A 23204-nucleotide genomic window follows, 5' to 3' on the forward strand; every position below is an offset into this window, starting at 1 on the left:
GCCATACCTCACGCGCGGTCTTCGACACGCAACTCGTCGATTGCGTGCTGGAAGTCCTCAAGTCCTTCGAAATTCTGGTAGACGCTGGCGAAGCGCAGATAGGCCACTTCGTCAAGTTCACGCAACGGTTTGAGGATGGCCTTGCCGATCTCCTCCGACGGCACCTGCGCGATGCCTTGCGCACGCAGGCTCTCCTCGACCTGCTGGCCGAGGTGCTTGAGGCTTTCCTCGTCGATCGGCCTGCCCTGGCACGCTTTACGCACACCGGAGATCACCTTGTTGCGGTCGAATTGCTCCACATTGCCAGACCGTTTCTTCACCAGCAGCATGGCCGTCTCCATCGTGCTGAAACGGCCCCCGCATTTGGGGCATTCACGGCGCCGGCGAATGGAATGGCCGTCGTCGCTGATGCGCGTATCGATCACCTTGGTGTCGGGATTCTGGCAAAATGGGCAATGCATACCACTCACAATAGCCCGACGTTCGGCCTTTTGTTCAACGGGTGCACCCATGTTCCGCTCGCCGCGCACCATCAGCCCCAATGCCATGGCCTTATCAGACCGGGATGATCAGGTGCTGGCCTGCCACGATGCGGCTGTCATCGAGGCCGTTGACGGCTTTGAGGCGCTCCACCACCTGCACCGCCGGCGCATCGGTGAAACGACTGGCGATCGACCACAACGTGTCACCGGGCCGCACGGTGTAATGCACGACTTCCGTCGACTCGTACCCCGCATAGGCCGTCTGTTCGCCCAGTCCTGGCATATGGGACGCGAGGGCGCATCCCAGACACAGCAACGCCGCCAGCACGATGAGCCACATGCGCACATGGGCCTTGGCCCCCGCCGTCTGCACTGCACCGGATGCCCGTGAGATATGTGACGCCAACGCGCTCATCGAAACCTTCTTTCGAACGTTTGTTCTAATTGTGGTTTCGATATTCGCACAGATGTTCGAACTTGTCAAGCCTGCATTCGAACATCTGTTTGATTTTCTCCGTGCGGCACGGTACTGTTGTGCCATAACGAAAGGACCCACCATGAGCAGCATCGAACACGACCCGACCGCGGCCGCGGAACGCCGCGCACCCGACCTGACGGAGCGCCAGCAGCGCATCATGGCCGCGATCCGCGCGCTGCACGCCGAACATGGCTTCGCCCCGTCATTGCGCGAGATCGGCGAGGCGTGCGGATTGAAGAGCACGTCGTCGGTGCAGCATCAGCTCAATGTGCTGGAGTCCAAGGGGTGCATCCGCAGGGACCCGAACAAGGGACGCGCCATCGAAGTGGTGGACGACTCCCCCACCGCCGTGGACGTCAGCCCGTTCCCCGACGCCCAATCGGCGTCGTTCCTAGCGTCCACCGACGTGCCGCTTGTGGGCGCGATCGCCGCCGGCGCGCCGATCACCGCCGAGCAGCATGTCGAAGACGTCATGCGCCTGCCCGTGCGGCTGACGGGCACCGGCAGGCTCTTCATGCTCGAAGTGCATGGCGATTCGATGATCGACGCCGCCATCTGCAACGGCGACTTCGTGGTGGTGCGCGAGCAGCAGACCGCCGAGAACGGCGACATCGTGGCGGCGTTGCTCGACGACGAGGCCACCGTGAAGACCTTCCGCAACGAAAACGGCCATATCTGGCTCATCCCCCACAACCCCAACTATGCGCCGATTGACGGCACCCACGCCCAGATCATGGGCAAGGTCGTCACGGTGTTGCGCAAGATGTGACAGGCGGCCCTCAGGCGTGGGTCTGCGCCGACGACGGACCCGTGTAGCCTTCCGGCTCCAATTGGAACGTCGTGTGCGGCACCGACACTGGGAAATGCTCGCACAGGCACAGCTGCAGCTGTTCGAGCACCTTGCCGGCCTCCTCCATCGTCATCCGCTTGTCCACAACCACATGCGCGGTCAGGATCGGCATGCCCGACGCCACCGTGCTCGCATGCAGGTCATGCACCGCGATCACATGGTCCACACCCTCCAGGTGCGCGCGCACCTGGTCCAGATCCAACCCGCTCGGTGTCTCCTCCAGCAGCACACGCATCGCATCGCGCACCAACACGTATGCCCGCGGAATCATCATCAACGCGATCACGCCGCCGGCCACCGCGTCGAAGCCATCCCAGCCGGTGGCCATCATCACCACGGCCGAGACGATCACCGCCACCGATCCGAGCGCGTCGTTGACCACCTCAAGGAACGCGGCGCGCATGTTCATGTTGTCACCCGACTGCGCGCGCAGCACCATAATCGACCCGATGTTGGCGGCAAGTCCCAGAACGCCGAAGAACAGCAGCAGACGCACGTCCTTGATGCCGTCGGCCTCCTGCCCGGTGAGGCGCATGACCGCCTCCACAAGCGCATAGAGCCCCACGAACAGCAACAGCAGGCCGCCGGCCGCGGCGGTGATCACCTCAAGCCTCGCCCATCCCCAGGTGCGCGACTTCGTGGGTTTGCGCCGCATCATGAACGCGGTGACGGTGGATGCCGCGAGCACCGAGACGTCGGTGAGCATGTGCCCTGCGTCCACGAGCAACGCGAGTGACCCGGTGACCGCAGCCCCGATCACCTCGGCCACGAAAATGGTGCCGGTGAGCACCAAGGTGGTCAGCAGACGCTGATGGTGGCCGGCTGTGTGCGCGGCCGTCCCCGCCCCATGTTGATGTGCCATTGATTCGCCTCTCCCCTCATGCGGTGCCATAACACAAAGGGAGGCCGGGCTCGCCCGACCTCCCTGAACGCACCTGATGTCTTACGGAAATCAGAATCCGAACTGTGCGGCGGTTTCCTTGAGCGTCTCGGCGGAACGCTTGAGCGCCGCGAGCTCACGGTCGGAAACCGGTGTGTTGATGCGCGAGTTCACGCCTTCGCGGTTGAGCAGCGTCGGCACCGACATGCACACGTCGGAGATGCCATGGAAGTCGTCGAGCAGCGAGGAGACCGGCAGGATGCGGTTGGTGTCGTTGAGGATGGCCTCGATGATGTCCACACCGGACATGGCGATGGCGTAGTTCGTGGCGCCCTTGCCGTTGATGATCTTGTACGCCGCGTTCTTGACCTCCTGGTGGATCTGTTCGCGCATGTCGGCGTCAAGCGGGGCATGGCCCGGCAGCGGCTGCCAATCGCACATCGGCACGCCGCCGATCGTGGCGGAGGCCCACAGCGGCACTTCGGAATCACCGTGCTCACCGGCGATGTAGGCGTGCACGTTTTTCACGTTCACACCGGTCTGCTGGGCGATCAGGAAGCGCAGGCGGGCGGAATCCAGGTTGGTGCCCGAGCCGAACATCTGGTTCGACGGCAGGCCCGAAAGCTTCATCGACACGTGCGTGACCACATCCACCGGGTTGGTGATGAGCATGTAGATGGCGTTCGGCGCCACCTTGATGAGGTTCGGGATGATGGACTTCATGATGTTGATCGTGGCGCCGGCCAGATCCAGACGGGACTGGCCCGGCTTCTGGCGCGCGCCTGCGGTGATGACCACCATGTCGGCGTCACGGCAGATCTCCGGATCGTCGGAGCCGTCGATTGACACGGTCGGGAAGAAGCTGGAGCCGTGCTGCATGTCGAGCACTTCAGCTTCGACGCGCTCCTTTGCGATGTCTTCCAGCACGATCTCACGGGCGATGCCACGTTCCGCCGCGGCGAAGGCGAGGGTGGAGCCGACGGCGCCGGCGCCGACGATGGCAAGCTTTGTAGGCTTAATTGGTGAATCGGACATGTGTCTACCTCTTTTATGCATAGCTTATCCGCTTGTGACGGAACCATGGTTTATTCATCTTCACTGTAGCAGACCACAATTTGTTCACAATGCGATAAAGAGGCGGCGTGTGCCGGCCGCGGCGGTGTAGGCCACGGCCGGCGCCGCATCAGTCCACAGGGTCCTCGAGCGCTTGGTCCATGATCTGCGCGGCGAGCCGCTCGTCCACGTCCGCCTGCAGAAGGATGCCGGTGTCACGGTATTCCACCGCGTCCACATTGCCGTATTCGCGGATCTGCGAGACGAGCGAACCGGCCGTGTACGGCAGCAGCGCCTCCACATGCACGCCGGGCGCCGGCAGCATCCCCTCGATGCGCGCGCGCAGCGCGTCGACGCCTTCGCCAGTGGCCGACGAGACGAAGAACGCGCCCGGCGCGAGCTGCTTGAGGCGTTCACGCGTCACGGCGTCAATCAGGTCGACCTTGTTGAACACGGTGACGACGGGCAGCCTGTCCACACCGTCGATTGTTTTGAGGACCTCGTTCACCGCGTCGATCTGCCCGAACGGATCGGGGTGCGAGGCGTCCACGACGTGCACCATCACGTCCGATTCGCCGATCTCCTCGAGCGTCGACTTGAACGCCTCGACGAGCTGTGTGGGCAGTCGGCGCACAAATCCGACCGTGTCCACATAGGCGTAGAACCGTCCGTCCTTCGCGCGCGCACGGCGCACGGCGGTGTCGAGCGTGGCGAACAACGCGTTCTCCACGAGCTCGTCCGAACCGGTGAGCCGGTTCGTCAGCGACGATTTGCCCGCGTTCGTGTACCCGACGACCGAGATCGTGGGCAGCGCGTACCGCTTGCGTGAGCCGCGCTTGACCTCGCGCGCCGGCGCCATCTGCGCGATCTGCCGGCGCAGACGTGCGATGCGCGTGCGGATAACGCGCCGGTCCATCTCGATCTTCGTCTCGCCCGGGCCGCGCGAGCCGATGCCGCCGTCGGCGCCGGCGGCACGGCCGCCCGCCTGACGGGACAGCGCCGCGCCCCAACCGCGCAGGCGCGGCAGCATGTACTGCAACTGCGCGAGTTCGACCTGCGCCTTGCCTTCGCGCGACGTGGCGTGCTGCGCGAAGATGTCGAGGATCACCGCAGTGCGGTCCACGACCTTCACTTTCGTGGCGTCTTCGAGCGCGCGGCGCTGGCTTGGCGGCAGGTCGTCGTCCACGATGATCGTGTCGGCGTCGTTCGCCGCCACGATCTGCGCGATCTCCTGCGCCTTGCCCGATCCCACGTACGTGGAGGAATCAGGGCGGTAGCGGTGCTGCAGCACGGCGTCGCACACCTGCGCGCCCGCCGTCCCGGCGAGCGCGGCGAGCTCGCGCAGGGATTCCTCGGCCTCGCGCTGCGAACCGTTGCGTGACGACCAGACCCCCACGAGCACCACGCGCTCAAGGCGCACCTTGCGGTATTCGACTTCGGTGACATCCTCGAGTTCGCCCAGGCCCACCACATGCTTGAGCTGGTTGCGTGATTCGCGCTCACGCCAGATCTCGTCGCCCGGCTGCGCGCCCATGCCGTCGTCGTCGAGCAGCACGTCGGATTGGTCGGCGAGCAGACCATGCGCGCCCGGCGCACCTTGGTCCGTCAATTCCTGGTCACCCTGCCATGATTGGGTCGATTCGGTCAAAGGCACCTCACATTGTTCGTGAAAACTTACGTCTGCCTTACTATCATCGAAAAGCAGCAGACACGCAAGTATACATCAGGAACGAAACGAGGCGCCATGAACACACAGGACCCACACAAGCAGGCGGAACAGTATTTCACCGCGTCGCCCTCGTCGGCGGATGTGCGGCATGAGATGCATGTGACACTGCGCGGCCACGAGGCCGATGTGGAGACGTCGAACGGCGTCTTCTCGGGCGGCCGCGTGGACCTCGGTACATCGGTGCTGCTGCGCCATGCGCCGATGCCGCCCGCGCACGGCGACTTCCTCGACATCGGCTGCGGCTGGGGCGCGATCAGTCTCGCGCTCGCGCTCGAATCCCCCGCAGCCAGCGTCTACGCAATCGACGTCAACGAGCGCGCGATCGAACTGACCGAGCACAACGCCGAACTCAACGGCTGCACCAACATCCACGCCGGCGAGGCCGCTGATGTGCCCGAGGGGCTCGAGTTCGAGCTCATCTGGTCGAACCCGCCGATCCGCATCGGCAAACAGGAGCTGCACACACTGCTCATGACGTGGCTGCCGAGGCTTGCGCCCGACGGATACGCGTATCTTGTGGTCCAGAAGAACCTCGGCTCCGATTCGCTGATGCGCTGGTTGGCGCAGGCCCTTGACAGCACCTTCACCGTGGCCAAGTATGCGAGTTCGAAGGGCTACCGCGTCATCGAAGTCCACCGCCTGCCCTGAGCCCGCACCGATCCGACGTATTGCAGCCATGGCTTCCCATGGCATCCCATTGAAAGAGTGACCCTTTCCCCTATGAAATTCGAATATCCAGAAGAACTTCCGGTCAGCGGCGCGCGCCAGGCGATCCGCGAGGCGGTGCAATCGTCACAGGTCGTCATCGTCTCCGGCCAGACCGGTTCCGGCAAGACAACGCAGCTGCCGAAGATCCTGCTCGAACTCGGCCGCGGCACGCACGGCCACCAGATCGTGCACACGCAGCCGCGCAGGCTCGCCGCGCGCACTGTGGCAGAACGCATCGCGAGTGAGCTCGGCGTGCATTTGGGCGACGAAGTGGGCTATCAGGTGCGCTTCACCGACGAAAGCTCGCCGAAGACACGGCTGCGCGTGGTGACCGACGGCATCCTGCTCGCGCAGATCCAACGTGACCCGAACCTGAGCCGCTATGACACGATTGTGATCGACGAGGCGCACGAGCGCACGCTCAACATCGACTTCCTGCTCGGCTACCTCACCGCGCTGCTGCCGAAACGGCCCGACCTCAAGCTCATCGTCACCTCGGCCACAATCGACTCGGTCAAGTTCCAAAAGCACTTCGAGGACGCGCTGCACAAGCCCGTGCCGGTCATCGAGGTCTCCGGGCGCACCTACCCCGTCACCATATGCTATGAGCCGCTCGGCGGACCGCCCGCGCTGACGGCCCATGTGCCGGGGTTCGCCGACGGCGCGTCCGGCAATGACGCGGGCAGTCCGGACACCGAGGCGATGGACATGACCACGGCCGTGGCGCGCGCGTGCGTCGAACTCGTGACGGTCTCGGCGCGCGACCAGGGCCCGCGCGACATCCTCGTCTTCGCGTCCGGCGAGCGCGACATCCGCGATTTCGAACAGTCGATCCGCCATGCCTTCGGCCCGCGGTGCGCGGACATGCGCAGGCCGGACGCGATTGAGATCATGCCGCTGTTCGCGCGCCTGAGCGCGAAGGACCAGCACCGCGTGTTCGAACCGCACCGGCACCAGCGCATCGTCATCGCCACCAACGTGGCGGAGACGTCGCTCACCGTGCCGGGCATCCGGTATGTGGTGGACCCGGGCACGGCGCGCATCTCGCGGTATTCGAAGACGGCCAAGGTGCAGCGCCTGCCGATCGAGCCGATCTCGCAGGCGAGCGCGGACCAGCGCGCGGGCCGCTGCGGCCGTATCGCCGACGGCATCGCGATCCGCCTGTACTCCGCCGAGGATTACGAAAGCCGCCCGAGGTTCACCGAACCGGAGATCCTGCGCACGTCGCTCGGCGCGGTGGTGCTCCACATGCTGTCGGTCGGTGTGGCGAAGACCGCCGAGGACATCACCGACTTCGGGTTCATCGACCCGCCCGACATGAAGGCGGTCTCCGACGGCTTCAACGAGCTCACCGAACTGCGCGCGATCTCGCGCAAGCGCGGGCAGATCCACCTCACGCACATCGGCCGGCAGCTCGCGCGCATCCCGATCGACGTGCGCCTGGGCCGCATGCTCATCGAGGCGGCGCATGCCACGACCCCGAACACGCTCGCCGCGCTGATTGTGATCGTGGCGTTCCTGAGCCTGCAGGATCCGCGCGAACGCCCCGAAGACAAGCGCGACGAGGCGGACCGTCTGCACAACCGCTACGCGGACGCCACAAGCGACTTCCTGACCGCGCTCAACCTGTGGGACCGCGCGTACGGCGCCGACGGCGAACTGAGCAACAATGCGCTGCGCCGTCTGTGCAAAACCGAATACCTGCACTTCCTGCGCATGCGCCAGTGGAAGGACTTGGTCTCGCAACTGCGATCGCTCTGCCGCGAGCTCAAGTTCACTGTGGGCGAGCCGATTCCCATCAGCCGCCCGAGCGAACAGATACGCGCGCTGCCGACCAACCAGCAGGCCGCACACTCGCTGTGCTGTTCGTGGGACGCGCAGGGCATCCACACGTCGATGCTCGCCGGCCTGCTGTCGATGCTCGGCATGCAGGTGGTGCGCGAACCGAAGGCCTCGGATTATGCGAATCTCAAGGGGGCCGCCCGCGCCCGCGCGCTCAAACGCGCCCAGAAGATGGCGAAGAACGACTATCAGGGCGCACGCGGCACGCATTTCGCGATTTTCCCCGCTTCCGCGACCTCGACCGCGACACCGCCGTGGATCATGACGACCGAACTCGTGGAGACGAGCCGCCTGTGGGCGCGGTACTGCGCGCAGATCGACCCGGCGTGGGCCGAACCGCTCGCCAAGGACCTCACGCGCACCACGTACGCGAACCCGCACTGGTCCGCTTCACGCGGCAGCGCGGTCGCCGAAGCCACCGTGCTGCTGTATGGACTGCCGATCGTGCGCGGCAAGCATGTGCAATGGGGACGCATCAATCCGCTCGAAGCCCGTGATTTCCTGCTGCGGCAGGGCCTTGTGGAAGGCGACATCCAACAGCGCTTCCCATACGACGACTTCATCGCGCGCAACCGCGCAATCGTCGAAGACGCGCAGGACGACGCGAGCCGCACCCGCCAGATCGCCCAGACGGTGAGCGACGAGGACCTCTACGACTTCTATGAGCGGGTCGTGCCACAAGACGTGACGAATGTGGCCGAACTGGCGCGCTGGTGGAAGACCGAGCACACCACCAACCCCACGCTGCTCGATTTCGACCCCGAGGAGGTGGACCGCCTCAACGGCGTCGAGTCGGTGAGCCTGGACGACTTCCCCGACCATTGGACCACCGTCGGATCGGACGGGACCGCGCTGTCGCTGCGCTTGAGCTACATCTACGACACGGCCGACCCGGAGGACGGCGTGAGTGTGCACATCCCGATGACCGCGCTCTCGCGCGTCAGCGCCGCGCAGTTCAGCTGGAATGTGCCCGGATTGCGCAATGAGCTCATCGTGGCGATGATCAAGGCGCTGCCGAAGCAGCTACGCGTGCAGTTCGTGCCGGCGCCCGACACCGCCGCCAAGATCGAGGCTTGGATCGACGCGCACTACCCCGCCGACCCGGGCTCGGGCACGCGCGACCATCCGGCCCAAACGCCGGACGGCGATCCATGGCCCGATTTCGCGCATGTGTTCACGCAGGCCGCGATCAGTGTCGTCGGCGCGCAGATCCACCCCGAAGTGCTCGACGGCCTGATGCCCAAGCTGCCGCCGTACCTGCGCATGACCTTCGTGATCGAACAGCCCGCGCCGCGCCCCAAACGCGCGCATGGCAGGAAGCCTGCGCCGAATGCGGCCAAACGCGTGGCGAGCGGCAAATCACTCGAAGACCTGCAGCGCCGGTTCGCCAGCCAAGCACAGGCCTCGGCCCGCACCGTGGTGCGCAAACAGGCCGAGCGCGCCGCAGACGAAGGCAAGGCGGTCACCCAGGCGAACCTGTTGCACAAGGCCGGCGCCACCACGCAATCGCGCGCCGACATGCTGTGGCATGCGGCGCTCGACCGGCTCAAACTGCCCACCGAGCGCATCTCGTCGCGCTGGCTTGGCGCCGAGACGTTGCGTCTGGCCGCCGCGCCGTACCAATCCACCGCCGCCCTCGTCGACGACCTGCAGCTCGCCGCCGTCAAACGGCTGCTGCCCGACATCGACAAGGTCGGCTCCGACGACGCGCTCGACCAGGCCGTGGCCGGCGTGGGGCAGGTGTATGAGGACACCGTCTACGCCGTGGCCAAAGACGTGGTGGAGGTCCTCGCGCAATACGCGCAAGTGGAGAAGGCGGTGGGCGGCGTGGCCGACCTGCCGATGCTTTCGGTGCTGCAGTCAGTGCGCGAACACGCCGCCACACTCGTGAACCCCGGGTTCATCGGGCGCACGCCCCCACTCGCCCTGCCGCGCATCCCCGTGTACCTGCGCGCCGACCTGATGCGCCTTGCCAAGGCGAAGACCGACAAGAACCGCGACGTGCGCTGGGCCTGGCAGGCCGACGAAGCGAAACAGCTCGTGGATGCCGCGCTCACGCGCGCCAAGGCACTGCCGGTCGGCGCCGCACGCGACGAGGCGATGGCCAAGGCCAGCCGCGCACGCTGGATGCTTGAGGAGTTCTATGTTTCGCTGTGGGCGCAGGAACTCGGCACCAACCAACCGGTCAGCGTGCAGCGCATCACCAAGGCGCTGCGCTGAGCACGCGCAATCCACCAGGTTTCCAAGGACGACCCAATGGCTTCGAACAACACCCCATCCAAACGTACGCAGTCGCGCCACATCCCCTTCCAGCGCATACGGGCCGCGGCCAGAACCGTGGCCCATGCGTGGAAGCACGGCAACGTGCGGCAGCGCACGGCGTTGGCCACCATCGGGCTGCTCGCCTCGATCGTGGCGCTCGCGCTCGTCATCAGCCTTGTGCGCTTCGTCTCGTGGCGCGCCGAGGTGCATCAGGCGCGCGCCGAACAGCAGCAGTTGGTAAAGCAGTTCGATTTCAACCCCGGCAACATCATCTCGAACACGCAGTTCTTCAACGGCTCCGCGATGAACCAGAAGGAGATCCAGGCGTTCCTCGACGAGAAGGGCGCCGAGTGCACCGAGCGTGGCTGCCTGCGCAACGCGGCGTTCCGCACCGAGCCGCGTGCGGCGAGTGACTACTGCACGGAATACAAGGGTTCGTCCAAACAGAAGGCGTCGGCGATCATCGCCGATGCCGCCAAAGCCTGCAACGTCTCGCCGAAAGTGCTGTTGACGATGCTGCAGAAAGAGCAACAGCTCGTGACCGCCACCAAGACGCCGAGCGAGTTCCGGTTCAAGGCCGCCATGGGGTTGAGCTGCCCGGACGACGACAGCTGCGACCCCCAGTACGCCGGGTTCTTCCGACAGGTGTTCGGGTCGGCGGAACGCTACCAGTACTACGTGCGGCACGAGGACCAATACGGGTTCCACGCGGGCGCGCTCAACTATGTGCCGTTCAATCCGGACGCCGCATGCGGCGGCTCGGAGGTCTACATCGAGAACACGGCCACCGCGTTGCTGTACATCTACACGCCGTACCAGCCCAACCTCGCCGCGCTCGAAGCGGGCGCGGGCGAGGGCGATGCGTGTTCGACCTATGGCAACCGCAATTTCTCGATCATCTATTCGGGCTGGTTCGGCGACCCGCGCGTCTAGCGCTCAGAGCTTGGCGAGGTACTCCTTGAGCTCGAACGGCGTGACCTGGCCGCGGTACTCCTCCCACTCCTTGCGCTTGTTGCGGATGAAGTATTCGAAGACGTGTTCGCCGAGCACGTCGGCCACGAAATCGGATTTCTCCATGATGCGCAGCGCTTCGTCGAGCGATTCGGGAAGCGGCTGGATGCCCATGGCCTGGCGTTCGGCGTCGGTGAGCTCCCACACGTCGTCGCTCGTCGGCTCACCCAACTGCATCTTCTGCTCGATGCCGTCAAGGCCGGCCGCGAGCAGCACCGAGTAGGCGAGGTACGGGTTGGCGCCCGGATCGAGCGCGCGGAACTCGATGCGCGCGGAATTGCCTTTGCCCGGCTTGTACTGCGGAATGCGCAGCAGCGCGGAACGGTTGTTGTGGCCCCAGCAGATGTAGCTCGGCGCCTCGTTGCCGCCCCACAGGCGCTTGTACGAGTTGACGAACTGGTCGGTGATCGCGCAGATCTCCGCCGCATGGTACAGGATGCCGGCGGCGAACTGGCGCGCGGTGATCGACATGTTGAATTCCTGGCCGGCCTCATAGAACGCGTTCGCATCGCCTTCGAACAGGCTCAGATGCGTGTGCATGCCGGAGCCGGGCTCGTTGGCGAGCGGCTTGGGCATGAAGCTCGCATGGATGCCGCGTTCGAGCGAGATCTCCTTGACGACCGTGCGGAACGTCATGATGTTGTCGGCGATCGTCAGCGCGTCGGCGTACCGCAGGTCGATCTCGTTCTGCCCCGGTCCTGCCTCGTGGTGCGAGTATTCGACCGAGATGCCCATCTGCTCGAGCATGTTGACGGTCGCGCGGCGGAAGTCCATGCCCGGGCTGCGCGGCACATGGTCGAAATAGCCGCCTTGGTCGATCGGCACGGGCGGCTGTGCATAGTCGTCCTGCCGTTCGAACAGGTAGAACTCGATCTCGGGGTGCACGTAGAACGTGAAGCCCTTGTCCTTCGCCTTCGACAGCGCGCGCTTGAGCACGTGGCGCGGGTCGGCGAGCGAGGGTTCACCTTCGGGCGTGAGCACGTCGCAGAACATGCGCGCGGTGCCCTGCGGCCCACCGCGCCATGGCAGGATCTGGAAGGTGCTCGGGTCGGGCTTGACGATCATGTCGTCTTCGGAGACGCGCGTCATGCCTTCGATCGCGGAACCGTCGAACCCGATGCCCTCCTCGAACGCCGCCTCCAGCTCCGCAGGCGCGATCGCCACTGATTTCAAGGTGCCCAGCACATCGGTGAACCACAAGCGAATAAAACGTACGTCGCGCTCCTCAACGGTACGGAGCGCGAACTCTTGCTGCTTATCCATAACAGCCCATCGTTCCATGGCGATGTTACGGAGCACGTTAACATGCCCATTCTGCGGACTCGCCCGGCACGTGGCCCATGCCACCGCTGCGCTATCGTGGTGCACTATGAGCGCACAATCCAGCACGATCGTCGATTCGACCGCAGACAACCCCATCATCGACTTGACATGGCATCAGGCGGCCACACCCAAGGAGCGGGCGCGCGCCGGCCTGGACGCACGCGAACGGGCGCCGCTCGAATCACACGCCATCTGGCATGTGCACCCGGATCGGCGCGAGGTCATCGGACTGCTCGAGGAGCAGTCGAAGACGCGCCTGCAGAGCCTCATCCCGCTGCGGTACTACCGCATGAGCGACTCCGCGTTCACGTTCTACCGCGGCACCGCGCTGATCATGGCCAACGATCTGGCGCGCATGCCCGTGACGGGCATTCCCGTGCAGGCGGTGGGCGACGCGCATATCGGCAATTTCGGCCTGTTCTATTCCCCCACCCGCCACTTGGTGTTCGACATCAACGACTTCGACGAGACGACGACCGGCCCGTGGGAATGGGACATCAAGCGCCTCGCCGCGTCGGTGGAGATCTGCGGGCGCGCCAACAACATCTATTCGAAGGACCGACAGAAGGCGGTGCGCGCGTGCGTGCGCACCTACCGGCAGATGATCGACCAGTTCGCGCAGATGGATTACCTCGACATGTGGTATGACCATCTGGACGTGGAGCATACACTCGACCAGTTCGAAAGCGCGCATGACGGCCACCGCAACCGCACGCTGCGCGCGGCGGTGATGAAGGCGCGCGCCAAGGACTCCGACGGCGCCGCCGCGAAGCTCACCGTGCTCGACGGGGACACGCTGCGGTTCAAGTCGATGCCGCCCGAGCTCGTCCCCATCCGCGACCTTGAGGGATACAACGACCTGGATGCGCTGCGTGAGCGGCTGCGGCAGCTGTTCGACTCATACCGCGATTCGCTGTACGAGGACCGCCGGCATGTGTTGAGCCAATACACGTACCACGACACGGCGCGCAAGGTCGTGGGCGTCGGCTCCGTCGGCACGCGCGCATGGGTGTCGATCCTGACGGGCCGTGACATCCACGACCCGCTCATGCTGCAGATGAAGGAGGCCACCGATTCGGTGCTCGAACGGTTTGTGGGCCGCAGCCCGTACGCGTCGCACGGCGAACGCGTGGTGCAGGGCCAGAAGCTGATCCAGACCACCGCCGACATCATGCTCGGCTGGACCAAATTCCTGGCGAACGACGGCCTGCCGCGTGACTATTACGTGCGCCAGCTGTGGAACGGCAAGGGGTCGATCGACATCAATCACCTCAACGACGTGGCGTTGAACGATCTGGGGCGCATGTGCGCATGGTGCCTTGCGCATGCCCATGCCCGCACCGGCGACGGCATCGCGATCGCGAACTACCTCGGCGGCACGGACACGTTCGACGACGCGATGACCTCATTCGCCGATTCCTATGCGGACCAGAACGAAGAGGATTACCACGTCTTCAAGCAGATGATCAAGGACGGCGAACTGCCCTGCTCAAAGAAATGAGTCGGAGGTCAGTCCGCCGCGACGGCAAGGGCCTCCTGCAGGGTGAACGCCCCCGCATACAGCGATTTGCCCAGGATGGCGGAGTCCACGCCCAGATCGTCGAGCGTCTTGATCGCCTCGAGGTCGGCGAGCTTGGAGATGCCTCCTGAAGCCGTGACCTTCGCGTCGGTGCGTTCGGCGACTTCGCGCAGCAGGTCGATGTTCGGTCCGCTCATCATGCCGTCGCGTGTCACGTCGGTCACCACGTACCGGCTGCAGCCGGCGTCGTCGAGGAAGCGCATCGTCTCGAACAGGTCGCCGCCTTCCTTGACCCAGCCGCGTGCGGCGAGCGTGTGCCCGCGCACGTCGAGGCCCACGGCCACGCGGTCGCCGTACTTGGCGATCACGCGCGCCGTCCACTCGGGGTTCTCGAGCGCGGCGGTGCCGATGTTCACGCGCGCGGCGCCGGCGTCGAGCGCCGCGTCGAGCGAGGCGTCGTCGCGCACGCCGCCCGACATCTCGATGTTCACCACGTCGCCCAGTTCGGCCACGATCCGCCGCAGCTGCGCACGGTTGTCGCCAGTGCCGAAGGCCGCGTCCAGATCCACCAGATGGATCCACTGCGCGCCGGCGTCCACCCATGTGCGGGCGGCGTCGAGCGGCGAACCATAATCCGTTTCGGAGCCGGACTCGCCTTGGCGCAGCCGGACGGCCTTGCCATCGCGAACGTCGACGGCCGGGAGCAGTGTCAATGCCATAATGTGTTCCTTCGGTGGTTGGGTTGGTCGGTTGGTCTACAGATGCGGGGGCTTACAGCACGTTCGCCCAGTTGCGCAGCAGCCGTGCGCCGGCCTGCGCGGATTTCTCGGGGTGGAATTGCGTGGCGAACAGCGGACCGTGCTCGTACGCCGCCACAAAACGGCTGCGCCCGTATGTGCACCATGCCACGCGCTCGGGGGCGTCGGCGAAATCGATCTGGTATTCGCTCGTATCGGCCGGCGTGACGTCGCATGCGGCGTACGAGTGCACGAAGTAGAACCGTTCGTCCTCGACGCCGTCAAGCAGAATCGAGCCTTCGGGCGCCTGCACGGTGTCCCAGCCCATGTGCGGCACCACATCGGCGTCCAGGCGCGTCACCGCGCCTCCGATCAGGCCAAGGCCCTCGGTGTCGACGCCGTGCTCCTCGCCTTCGGTGAACATGATCTGTTCACCGACGCATACACCGAGCACCGGGCGGTCGGCACGCAACCGGTCGTAGATGACCCGGTCGCCACTGACCTTGCGCAGGCCCTCCATGCAGGCGCCGTACGCACCCACGCCGGGCACCACAAGGCCGTCCGCCTCAAGTGCCTGCCGGTAGTCGGACGTGAGCGTCACGTCGAGCCCTTGGTCCGCGAGCGCGCGCACCATGGACCGCACGTTGCCGAACCCATAGTCGAACACGACAACCGTCTTCATAGCTTTCTCCTTCCAGTGTTCCGCCGTGGCCGCGGCTATTCGATCGACGACTGGCCGCCGCCCATGTGCGTGTGCTTCGCGATGATCCCGTATGCGCGGGTCTGTCCCATGGCGTCCGACGACACGACGTCGTCGGATTGCGCAAGCACGTCCTGCACCGTCGAGATGCCCAGCATCACGTCTTCGACGAACGGGGCGAGCGACGGGAACACAAAGGGCGGTGGCAGTTGTTCGCCGGCCTGTCCGTTGTAATACACCGTCGCTTCCACCTTGTCGGCGCGGTTGACCACGAGCAGCCCGGACAGGCCGCCCACGACCTTCGTCAGGTCCTTCACCGCGGCCTCCGGGCCGTCTCCGTCGAGGTTGTGCAACACGGCGACGGCGCCCTGCTCCGATCCGATGCATTCGGCGGAGATGTCGGAGATCTGGCAGAACGCGGCCAGCAGCTCCGCGGAGTTGAGCCGCGTGCAGATGAACGCCGCCTTCGCCTTGTCGCCCAGCAGGCCTTCGAGCTCGTCTTCGAACGAGGGCTCGTCGCCAGTGGGATCGGCCGGCTCGCCGGCGCCGCCTTCGCCCTCGTGGAACTCCTCTTCGAAGTTCTCGAGCATCGCTTCCAATTCGGCGTCGTCGAAATGCTCGCCGTCGTCGTCCGGCCGTTCGGGTTCGTCAGGTTCGTCTGCCATCACAACGCGCCCTTCGTGCTCGGAATGCCTTCGACGCGCGGGTCGGGCTCGATCGCGAACCGCAACGCGCGCGCGAGCGCCTTGAACTCGGCTTCGGCGATATGGTGCGGGTCGCGGCCCGCGATGAGGTGCAGATGCAGGCAGATGTCGGCATGGAACGCGATCGACTCCATGACATGGCGCACAAGCGAGCCGGTGAAATGCCCGCCGATCATCGCGTACTGGAAGCCTTCCGGCTCCCCCGTGCACACGCAGTACGGCCGGCCCGACACATCCACGACCGCCTTGGCGAGCGCCTCGTCGAGCGGCACCGTGGCGTCGGCGAAGCGGCGGATGCCGCGTTTGTCGCCGAGCGCCTGCTTGAGCGCCTCACCGAATACAATCGCCGTGTCCTCCACCGTATGGTGCGCATCGATGTCGGTGTCGCCGGTGGCGCGGATCGTCAGGTCGATGAGCGAATGCTTGCCCAACGCCGTCATCATATGGTTGTAGAACGGCACCGACGTCTCGATGTCGGTCTTGCCCGTGCCATCGAGGTCGAGGCTGAGTTCAATCGTGGATTCGCTTGTCTGCCGCGTGATCGTGGCCGTGCGTGCCATGCTCGCTCCTTACTGCTGGTTCGCTTGGTTCGTCTGTTCCTCGACGGCGCGCATCGATGCGGTGAGCGCCTCGCGGAACCGTGCCATCTCGTCGTCGGTGCCCATGCACACGCGCAGCCAGCCGTCCGGCCCCACCACGCGGATAAGCACGCCACGGCGCAGCATCTCGTCGAAGATCATGCCGCGGTCGTCGAAATGCCCGCCGAACATGAGGAAATTCGACTGTGACGGCGCCACTTCGAGCGGCTCGCCCTTGTATGTCTGCTCCCTGAGCCACTGCGCGGTCTGCTCGCGCAGCTCACGCAGATGGTCGACCTGCGCGAGCTGGTCGTCGGTGTGGTCGAACCCGGCGAGCGCGGTCGCCTGCGTGACCGCCGAAAGATGGTACGGCATGCGCACGATGCGCAGGCAGTCGATGATGCCCGCGCTGGCCGCGACGTACCCCACGCGCGCGCCCGCGAATGCGAACGCCTTGCTCATCGTGCGGCTCACCGCGAGGTTCGCGTACGTGTTGACGAGCGTTGTGGCCGACGGCGTGCCCGGGTCGCGGAACTCGATGTACGCCTCGTCGACGACGACGATCGGGTGCACACCGGGCGCGGCGCCCGCGACGCGCGCGTTCTGGCAGAAGTCGAGGATCCGCTTCAGGTCGGTCATCGGCAGCGCCGTGCCCGTCGGGTTGTTCGGGCTCGTGAGCATGACGATGGACGGCTCGATCGCGCGAATCGCCTCGATCGTGCGGTCCATGTCGAGGGTGAAGTCGGCGTTGCGCGGGGCCGTGTGCCACTGGGTGAACGTGTCGCGCGCATACTCCGGGTACATCGAATACGTGGGGTCGCAGCCGAGCGCCGCGCGCCCCGGTCCGCCGAAGGCCTGGAATATCTGGAGCATGATCTCGTTGGACCCGTTCGCGCCCCACACCTGATCGGTCGTGAGCGAGGCTTGGGATTCCTTGGCCAGGTAGTCCACGAAGGCCTGACGCAGCTCCATGTGTTCACGGTCCGGGTAACGGTTGAGCGTCGGCGCGATCTCGCGGATGCGCTTTTCGATGCTGCGCACGACCGCGTGGCTCGGCGGGTACGGGTTCTCGTTCACATTGAGGCACACCGGCACGTCGATCTGCGGGGCGCCGTAGGGCTCCTCACCAATCAGGTCATTGCGCAGCGGCAGATCCGCGGGAATCATCCCTTCGTTCATCGAAGGCCTGCCTCCTCTTCCTGGCTCGTGAGCGTCTCTTTGTCGTATGGGTCGGCCACGAAGCGCGTCAGCACGCTTTCGCCGTGTGCGGGCAGGTCTTCGGAGACGGCGAACGCGTTGACGCGCGAGGCGAGCTCCTTGAGTCCCTGCTCGTCATATTCGATCACTTCGACCGGCTTCATGAACGTGTGCACGCCAAGGCCGGCGGCGAATCGCGCGGTGCCCGAGGTGGGCAGCACGTGGTTCGACCCGGACATGTAGTCGCCGAGCGGCACCGGCGAATACGGGCCACGGAAGATGGCGCCGGCGTTGCGGATCCTGGCGATCACCGCATCGGGGTCAGCGGTCTGCACTTCGAGGTGCTCGGCCGCATACGCATTGGCGGCGTCAATCGACTGGTCGACCGAATCGGTGAGGATGATGCCCGACTGCTGGCCACGCAGCGATGTCTCGACGCGCTCGGCGTGCTCGGTGCGCGGCACGCGCTTGAGCAGGCTCGCCTGCACGGCATCGGCGAGTTCGGGGCTGTCGGTGATCAGCACCGAGCCGGCGAGCTCGTCGTGCTCGGCCTGTCCGATCAGGTCGGCCGCCACGAATTCGGGGTTCGCGTCCTTGTCGGCGATGATCGCGATCTCGGTCGGGCCGGCCACGGCGTCAATGCCGACGATGCCGGAGACGAGGCGCTTCGCCGTGGCGACGAAGATGTTGCCCGGGCCGGTGATCTTGTCGACCGGCTCGCACAGCACCGGGTTCGTGGGATCGTCCACGTCGGTCGCGCCGTACGCGAACATCGCGATCGCCTGGGCGCCGCCGACGGCATAGACCTCATCGACGCCGAGCATCGCGCATGTGGCGAGAATCGTCTTGTTCGGCCAGCCGTCCGGGTCGTTGCGGTTCGGCGGCGTGGCGATCGCGAGCGATTCGACGCCCGCCGCCTGCGCCGGCACGGCGTTCATGATGACCGAGCTCGGGTAGACGGCCTTGCCGCCGGGCACATACAGGCCCACACGCTGCACCGGGATCCAGCGTTCGGACACGCGCGCGCCTTCGGCCAGGTCGGTGTGGAAGTCCTCGGGCACCTGGTTCTGTGCGACGGCGCGGGCGCGGCGGATCGACTCCTCGATCGCGGCGCGCACCTCGGGGTCGAGCTGCGCCACCGCGGCGTCCATCACGTCGGCCGGCACGCGCAGCTTCTTCGGCACCACGTGGTCGAACCGCTCGGCATACTCGCGCAACGCCTTGGCACCATTGCGCTTCACGTTGTCGAGGATCGGCTGCACCAGTTCGGTGGCTTCGTCGGTGCCCATCTCGGCGCGCGGCATCGCGGCGAGCATTTCGGCACGGGTCAGGGTTTTTCCGCGCAGGTCAATGATGCGCATGTAGTTTTCAGCACTCATACCGCACTATCGTAACAATGGCCTGTCACGAGCATGATTCACGCGTCGCCGCATCTCACGATGTGATTACCTGACCCCTTGCCGTCATGCGCCGAGCAATGCGTTCGGCCCGAACACGACCTTGATGTCCGCGAACAGGCTCGTGTCGCGTGTGACGCGGAACCGGTCGCCCATCGTCATGACGCGCGCGTTGCCGTTGTCATCGAAGACGGCGAGCTTGACCTCGCAATAGCCCGGATGGTTCGACAGGATCGAGCCGAGCTGCTCAAGACGGTCGCGTTGCAGCGCGTGCAACGGCAGCGTCACGATCACCGGCCGCTCGTCCTCCGCTTCGAGCGACGGCACCTGCATCTCGGTGGCGCGCATGCTCACCGTCTCGTCGCGCACTTCGGGCGTGCCGCGCATCTGCACCACGGTGTCGACGGCCAGGTCGGCCGCCGCCGCTTCGTACACCTTGCCGAACATCATGCACTGGATCGAGCTTTCCATGTCTTCGATCGTCACGATCGCCCACGGATTGCCTTTCTTCGACATGCGGCGGTCCACATTGGTGATCAGCCCGGCGAGCACGACCTGTGTGCGTTCGGGCAGACGGTCGGCGCGGTCGATGAACTGCGCGATGGACATCTCACGCAGATTCGCGAGCACGGACTGCATGCCCGACAGCGGGTGGTCGGACACATACAGGCCCAGCATCTCGCGTTCGAAGTTGAGCTTGGTCTTCTTGTCCCACTCCTCCACGTCGGGCACGCTGATAGAGGCGTCGCCCATCGCGTCTTCGTCCTCGCCGTCGCCGTCCACGTCGGCGAACAGGTCGAACTGGCCGGCCGCCTGCTTGCGCTTGAGGTCCACGACCGATTCGATCGCCGCTTCGTGCACGGTGAACAGGGCGCGCCGGTTCGGGTCGATCGAGTCGAAGGCACCGGCCTTGATCAGCGATTCCACGAGCCGCCTGTTGAGCGCGTTGAGCGGCACACGGCGCACGAAATCGAGGAAGTTGACGTATTTGCCGCGCTTGCCGTTGCGTTCCTCGATGATGTCGTTCACCGCCTGCTCGCCGACGTTTCTGATGGCGCCGAGGCCGAAGCGCACGACGTCGCCGACGGCGGAGTACGCGTAGACGGATTCGTTGACGTCCGGGGACAGGACCTTGATGCCCATGCGCCGCGCCTCGCCCAGGTAGAGCGCGGTCTTGTCCTTGTTGCTCGCGGCGCCCTGCAGCAGGGCGGCCATGAACTCGACCGGGTAATGCGCCTTGAGGTACGCGGTCCAGTACGAGATCAGGCCGTAGGCGGCCGAATGGGCCTTGTTGAACGCGTAGCCCGAGAACGGCACCAGGATGTCCCACACCGCCTGCGCGGCCTCCTCGGAGTAGCCGTGCTCCTTCATGCCCGCGAAGAACGGGATCTGCTCGCGGGCCAGCACCTCGGGCTTCTTCTTGCCCATCGCGCGGCGCAGCACGTCCGCCTTGCCCAGCGAATAGCCCGCCAGGATCCGGGCCGCGGACTGCACCTGCTCCTGGTACACGATCAGGCCGTATGTCTCGTCGAGCACCTCCTTGAGCGGTTCGGCCACCTCCGGGTGGATCGGCGTGATCTGCTGCAGGCCGTTCTTGCGCTTGGCGTAGTTGTTGTGCGAGTCCATATCCATCGGGCCCGGCCGGTACAGGGCGATCAGCGCGGAGATGTCGTTGAAGTTGTCCGGCTTGAGGCTCTTGAGCAAGGCGCGCATGCCGTCCGAATCCAACTGGAACACGCCCAGCGTGTCACCGCGCGACAGCAGTTCGTACGTCTGCTTGTCGTCCAACGGGATCTTCGTGTAGTCGATCGGCTCCTTGCCGTTGGCCGCGATGTTCCTCAACGTGTCGCCGATCACCGTAAGGTTGGAAAGCCCCAGGAAGTCCATCTTCACCAGGCCCAGCGTCTCGCACGTATGGTACTCGAACGTCGTCGTGATCGTCCCGTCGGTGCGCTCCAGCAACGGCGACGTGTCCGTGATCGGCTCCGAACCCATGATCGTGGCGCACGCATGCACACCCGTCTGGCGGATCAGGCCCTCGATGCCCATCGCCTCATCCGTGATGCGCCTGGCGTCCGGGTCCGACTCGTACAACTCGCGGAACTCACGCGCCTCGGCGTACCTCTTGGCCTTAGGGTCGAAGATGTCGTGCAGCGGCACGTCCTTGCCGCCGGTCGCGGCCGGTGGCAGTGCCTTGGTGACCTTCTCGCCCATCGAGAACTCGTAGCCCATGATGCGCGCCGAGTCCTTGAGCGCCTGCTTCGTCTTGATCGTGCCGTAGATCACGCACTGCGCGACCTTGTCATGCCCGTACTTCTCACGGCAGTAGTCGATGACCTCCAGACGGCCCTCCGGGTCGAAGTCCACATCGATGTCCGGCAGGCTCACACGCTCGGGGTTGAGGAACCGCTCGAAGATCAGGCCATGCTCCAACGGGTCGAGCTCGGTGATGCCCATCGCGTACGCGACCATCGAACCCGCCGCCGAACCACGCCCGGGGCCGACCATGATCCCATGGTCCTTGGCCCACTGGATGTAGTCCGCCACCACCAGGAAGTAGCCCGGGAACTGCATCTGGCAGATCACACCGCACTCGTAATCCGACTGCTTGAGCACATGCGCCGGCACATTGCCCTCATAGCGCCTCTCCAGGCCCTCCTCGACCTTCTTCAAAAACAGCGAGGTCTCGTCCCAGCCCGGCGGGCACGGGAACTGCGGCATGAACGCGCCGTCCTCATGGTCGTCGAACATCACATTGCACCGCTCCGCGACCTCCAACGTGTTGTCACACGCCTCGGGCAGGTCCCGGAACAACTCTCGCATCTCCTGGGCCGACCGCATGTAATAGCCCTCGCCCTCGAACTTGAACCGCCCCGGCTCATCAAGCGTGGACCCCGAATTGATACACAACATCGCATCCTGCGCGCCGGCGTCCTCCTTGTGCACGTAGTGCGAGTCGTTCGTGGCGAGCAGGGGCGCGCCAAGCCGTTTGGCGATGTCGAGCAGGTCGTTCGTCACGCGGCGCTCGATCTCGAGCCCATGGTCCATCAGTTCGATGTAGAAGTTCTCTTTGCCATAGATGTCCTGCAGTTCGCCGGCGGCGCGCAGCGCCTCGTCGAACTGCCCCAGGCGCAAGCGCGTCTGCACGATGCCCGACGGGCAGCCCGACCCGCAGATCACGCCCTTGCTGTACGTGGCGAGCACATCCTTGTCCATACGCGGATAGCGCATCACGCGTCCTTCAAGGTTCGCCACCGACGAGGCCTTCGTCAGATTGACGAGGCCCTCGTCGTCCTCCGCCCACAACGTCAGGTGGGTGATCAGGCCGCCACCCGACACGTCGTCGCCTTTCTGCGCCTCGGTGCCCCAGTGCACACGCGATTTGTCGCCGCGCGCCGTCTCCGGCGTCACATACGCCTCGATGCCCAGGATCGGCTTGACACCTTGCTTGACCGCCTCGCTCCACATCTCATACGCGCCATGCATATTGCCATGGTCGGCGATGCCGACCGCCGGCATGCCCAGCTCCTTGGCGCACTTGACCAAATCCGGGATCTTCGAAGCGCCGTCAAGCAGCGAATAATGCGTGTGGTTGTGCAGTTGAACAAAGTTTGCGGATTGAGCCATAAGGTTCAAATCTACCCGTTTCGCATGACGGTGCGCAAGGGTCTGCGGCACCGGCTGCGCGCCATGCGCATGATGCGGCGCGTGGCGCGCCGACACGCCGTTCGGGCCGTCCATGCACATGCCCGCG

General features: G+C 65.3%; 18 protein-coding genes. 5 read left to right on the forward strand and 13 right to left on the reverse strand.

Translation table 11 applies throughout. The features are described 5' to 3' along the window. Positions 1–8 precede the first annotated feature (8 nt). The gene (gene nrdR, locus PG2093B_RS06530; protein ID WP_026647905.1) at positions 9–461 is read right to left on the reverse strand and encodes a transcriptional regulator NrdR; all 453 of its coding nucleotides are present in this window, start codon (positions 459–461) and stop codon (positions 9–11) included. Positions 462–555: 94 nt separating this feature from the next. Then, complete coding sequence (locus PG2093B_RS06535; RefSeq protein WP_129897809.1) at positions 556–897, reverse strand: LysM peptidoglycan-binding domain-containing protein; 342 nt, start codon at positions 895–897, stop codon at positions 556–558. Positions 898–982: 85 nt separating this feature from the next. Here PG2093B_RS06535 and lexA point away from each other — a divergent pair, with 85 nt between their 5' ends. After that, complete coding sequence (lexA, locus tag PG2093B_RS06540) at positions 983–1729, forward strand: transcriptional repressor LexA (RefSeq protein WP_207215004.1); 747 nt, start codon at positions 983–985, stop codon at positions 1727–1729. Between the two features lie 10 nt (positions 1730–1739). Here lexA and PG2093B_RS06545 read toward each other — a convergent pair whose 3' ends face one another. The 3 genes from PG2093B_RS06545 to hflX form a co-directional block, all read right to left on the reverse strand. Then, a complete protein-coding gene (locus tag PG2093B_RS06545; RefSeq protein WP_129897811.1) occupies positions 1740–2672 on the reverse strand; it encodes a cation diffusion facilitator family transporter in 933 nt (310 codons plus the stop codon). Positions 2673–2762: 90 nt separating this feature from the next. Beyond that, positions 2763–3725: an L-lactate dehydrogenase gene (locus PG2093B_RS06550; protein WP_101399564.1), complete on the reverse strand. Its 963-nt coding sequence runs from the start codon at positions 3723–3725 to the stop codon at positions 2763–2765. A gap of 148 nt (positions 3726–3873) precedes the next feature. Beyond that, positions 3874–5277 carry a GTPase HflX gene (hflX, locus tag PG2093B_RS06555; RefSeq protein WP_129897858.1) on the reverse strand — a complete coding sequence of 468 codons (1404 nt, stop codon included), beginning with the start codon at positions 5275–5277 and terminating at the stop codon, positions 3874–3876. Between the two features lie 210 nt (positions 5278–5487). Here hflX and PG2093B_RS06560 point away from each other — a divergent pair, with 210 nt between their 5' ends. The 3 genes from PG2093B_RS06560 to PG2093B_RS06570 all read left to right on the forward strand — a co-directional run bounded on the left by PG2093B_RS06560 (position 5488) and on the right by PG2093B_RS06570 (position 11217). Continuing rightward, complete coding sequence (locus PG2093B_RS06560; protein WP_129897812.1) at positions 5488–6120, forward strand: class I SAM-dependent methyltransferase; 633 nt, start codon at positions 5488–5490, stop codon at positions 6118–6120. Between the two features lie 72 nt (positions 6121–6192). Continuing rightward, entirely contained in the window at positions 6193–10242 is a 4050-nt protein-coding gene (gene hrpA, locus PG2093B_RS06565) for an ATP-dependent RNA helicase HrpA (RefSeq protein ID WP_129897813.1), read from the forward strand. Positions 10243–10278: 36 nt separating this feature from the next. Continuing rightward, positions 10279–11217, forward strand: a complete 939-nt coding sequence (locus PG2093B_RS06570) for a hemagglutinin (RefSeq protein ID WP_242502845.1) — start codon at positions 10279–10281, stop codon at positions 11215–11217. Between the two features lie 3 nt (positions 11218–11220). Here PG2093B_RS06570 and glnA read toward each other — a convergent pair whose 3' ends face one another. Next, a complete protein-coding gene (gene glnA / locus PG2093B_RS06575; protein ID WP_022858034.1) occupies positions 11221–12558 on the reverse strand; it encodes a type I glutamate--ammonia ligase in 1338 nt (445 codons plus the stop codon). Positions 12559–12664: 106 nt separating this feature from the next. Here glnA and PG2093B_RS06580 point away from each other — a divergent pair, with 106 nt between their 5' ends. Then, positions 12665–14119 (forward strand): DUF2252 domain-containing protein, encoded by a 1455-nt coding sequence (locus PG2093B_RS06580; protein ID WP_129897814.1) that lies wholly within the window; start codon positions 12665–12667, stop codon positions 14117–14119. An 8-nt stretch (positions 14120–14127) separates the two neighbouring features. Here PG2093B_RS06580 and priA read toward each other — a convergent pair whose 3' ends face one another. The 7 genes from priA to dnaE all read right to left on the reverse strand — a co-directional run bounded on the left by priA (position 14128) and on the right by dnaE (position 23077). Further along, positions 14128–14856 (reverse strand): bifunctional 1-(5-phosphoribosyl)-5-((5-phosphoribosylamino)methylideneamino)imidazole-4-carboxamide isomerase/phosphoribosylanthranilate isomerase PriA, encoded by a 729-nt coding sequence (priA, locus tag PG2093B_RS06585; protein ID WP_129897815.1) that lies wholly within the window; start codon positions 14854–14856, stop codon positions 14128–14130. A gap of 52 nt (positions 14857–14908) precedes the next feature. Next, complete coding sequence (gene hisH / locus PG2093B_RS06590) at positions 14909–15556, reverse strand: imidazole glycerol phosphate synthase subunit HisH (RefSeq protein ID WP_095507976.1); 648 nt, start codon at positions 15554–15556, stop codon at positions 14909–14911. 35 nt (positions 15557–15591) lie between these two features. Beyond that, positions 15592–16239: a hypothetical protein gene (locus PG2093B_RS06595; protein ID WP_129897816.1), complete on the reverse strand. Its 648-nt coding sequence runs from the start codon at positions 16237–16239 to the stop codon at positions 15592–15594. Continuing rightward, the gene (gene hisB / locus PG2093B_RS06600; RefSeq protein ID WP_129897817.1) at positions 16239–16838 is read right to left on the reverse strand and encodes an imidazoleglycerol-phosphate dehydratase HisB; all 600 of its coding nucleotides are present in this window, start codon (positions 16836–16838) and stop codon (positions 16239–16241) included. Before hisB ends, PG2093B_RS06595 begins: the two co-directional genes overlap by 1 nt. Before the next feature lie 9 nt (positions 16839–16847). Further along, entirely contained in the window at positions 16848–18035 is a 1188-nt protein-coding gene (locus tag PG2093B_RS06605) for a histidinol-phosphate transaminase (protein WP_129897818.1), read from the reverse strand. Continuing rightward, positions 18032–19414, reverse strand: coding sequence for a histidinol dehydrogenase (gene hisD, locus PG2093B_RS06610; protein ID WP_022858041.1), 1383 nt, complete (start codon positions 19412–19414; stop codon positions 18032–18034). The genes PG2093B_RS06605 and hisD overlap by 4 nt, the downstream gene beginning before the upstream one ends. Positions 19415–19516: 102 nt before the next feature. Then, positions 19517–23077 carry a DNA polymerase III subunit alpha gene (dnaE, locus tag PG2093B_RS06615; RefSeq protein WP_129897819.1) on the reverse strand — a complete coding sequence of 1187 codons (3561 nt, stop codon included), beginning with the start codon at positions 23075–23077 and terminating at the stop codon, positions 19517–19519. Positions 23078–23204: the final 127 nt, after the last annotated feature.

This window comes from Bifidobacterium pseudolongum subsp. globosum (assembly GCF_004155535.1).
In the GTDB taxonomy this organism is placed as follows: Bacteria; Actinomycetota; Actinomycetes; order Actinomycetales; family Bifidobacteriaceae; genus Bifidobacterium; species Bifidobacterium pseudolongum_C.

Bases quoted from the DNA above. Each gene is read 5' to 3' on its own strand.
- nrdR (WP_026647905.1), bottom strand. From the start codon at position 461: ATGCATTGCCCATTTTGCCAGAATCCCGACACCAAGGTGATCGATACG.
- PG2093B_RS06535 (WP_129897809.1), bottom strand. From the start codon at position 897: ATGAGCGCGTTGGCGTCACATATCTCACGGGCATCCGGTGCAGTGCAG.
- PG2093B_RS06545 (WP_129897811.1), bottom strand. From the start codon at position 2,672: ATGGCACATCAACATGGGGCGGGGACGGCCGCGCACACAGCCGGCCAC.
- PG2093B_RS06550 (WP_101399564.1), bottom strand. From the start codon at position 3,725: ATGTCCGATTCACCAATTAAGCCTACAAAGCTTGCCATCGTCGGCGCC.
- hflX (WP_129897858.1), bottom strand. From the start codon at position 5,277: ATGGGCGCGCAGCCGGGCGACGAGATCTGGCGTGAGCGCGAATCACGC.
- PG2093B_RS06560 (WP_129897812.1), top strand. From the start codon at position 5,488: ATGAACACACAGGACCCACACAAGCAGGCGGAACAGTATTTCACCGCG.
- hrpA (WP_129897813.1), top strand. From the start codon at position 6,193: ATGAAATTCGAATATCCAGAAGAACTTCCGGTCAGCGGCGCGCGCCAG.
- PG2093B_RS06570 (WP_242502845.1), top strand. From the start codon at position 10,279: ATGGCTTCGAACAACACCCCATCCAAACGTACGCAGTCGCGCCACATC.
- glnA (WP_022858034.1), bottom strand. From the start codon at position 12,558: ATGGATAAGCAGCAAGAGTTCGCGCTCCGTACCGTTGAGGAGCGCGAC.
- PG2093B_RS06580 (WP_129897814.1), top strand. From the start codon at position 12,665: ATGAGCGCACAATCCAGCACGATCGTCGATTCGACCGCAGACAACCCC.
- priA (WP_129897815.1), bottom strand. From the start codon at position 14,856: ATGGCATTGACACTGCTCCCGGCCGTCGACGTTCGCGATGGCAAGGCC.
- hisH (WP_095507976.1), bottom strand. From the start codon at position 15,556: ATGAAGACGGTTGTCGTGTTCGACTATGGGTTCGGCAACGTGCGGTCC.
- PG2093B_RS06595 (WP_129897816.1), bottom strand. From the start codon at position 16,239: ATGGCAGACGAACCTGACGAACCCGAACGGCCGGACGACGACGGCGAG.
- hisB (WP_129897817.1), bottom strand. From the start codon at position 16,838: ATGGCACGCACGGCCACGATCACGCGGCAGACAAGCGAATCCACGATT.
- PG2093B_RS06605 (WP_129897818.1), bottom strand. From the start codon at position 18,035: ATGAACGAAGGGATGATTCCCGCGGATCTGCCGCTGCGCAATGACCTG.
- hisD (WP_022858041.1), bottom strand. From the start codon at position 19,414: ATGCGCATCATTGACCTGCGCGGAAAAACCCTGACCCGTGCCGAAATG.
- dnaE (WP_129897819.1), bottom strand. From the start codon at position 23,077: ATGGCTCAATCCGCAAACTTTGTTCAACTGCACAACCACACGCATTAT.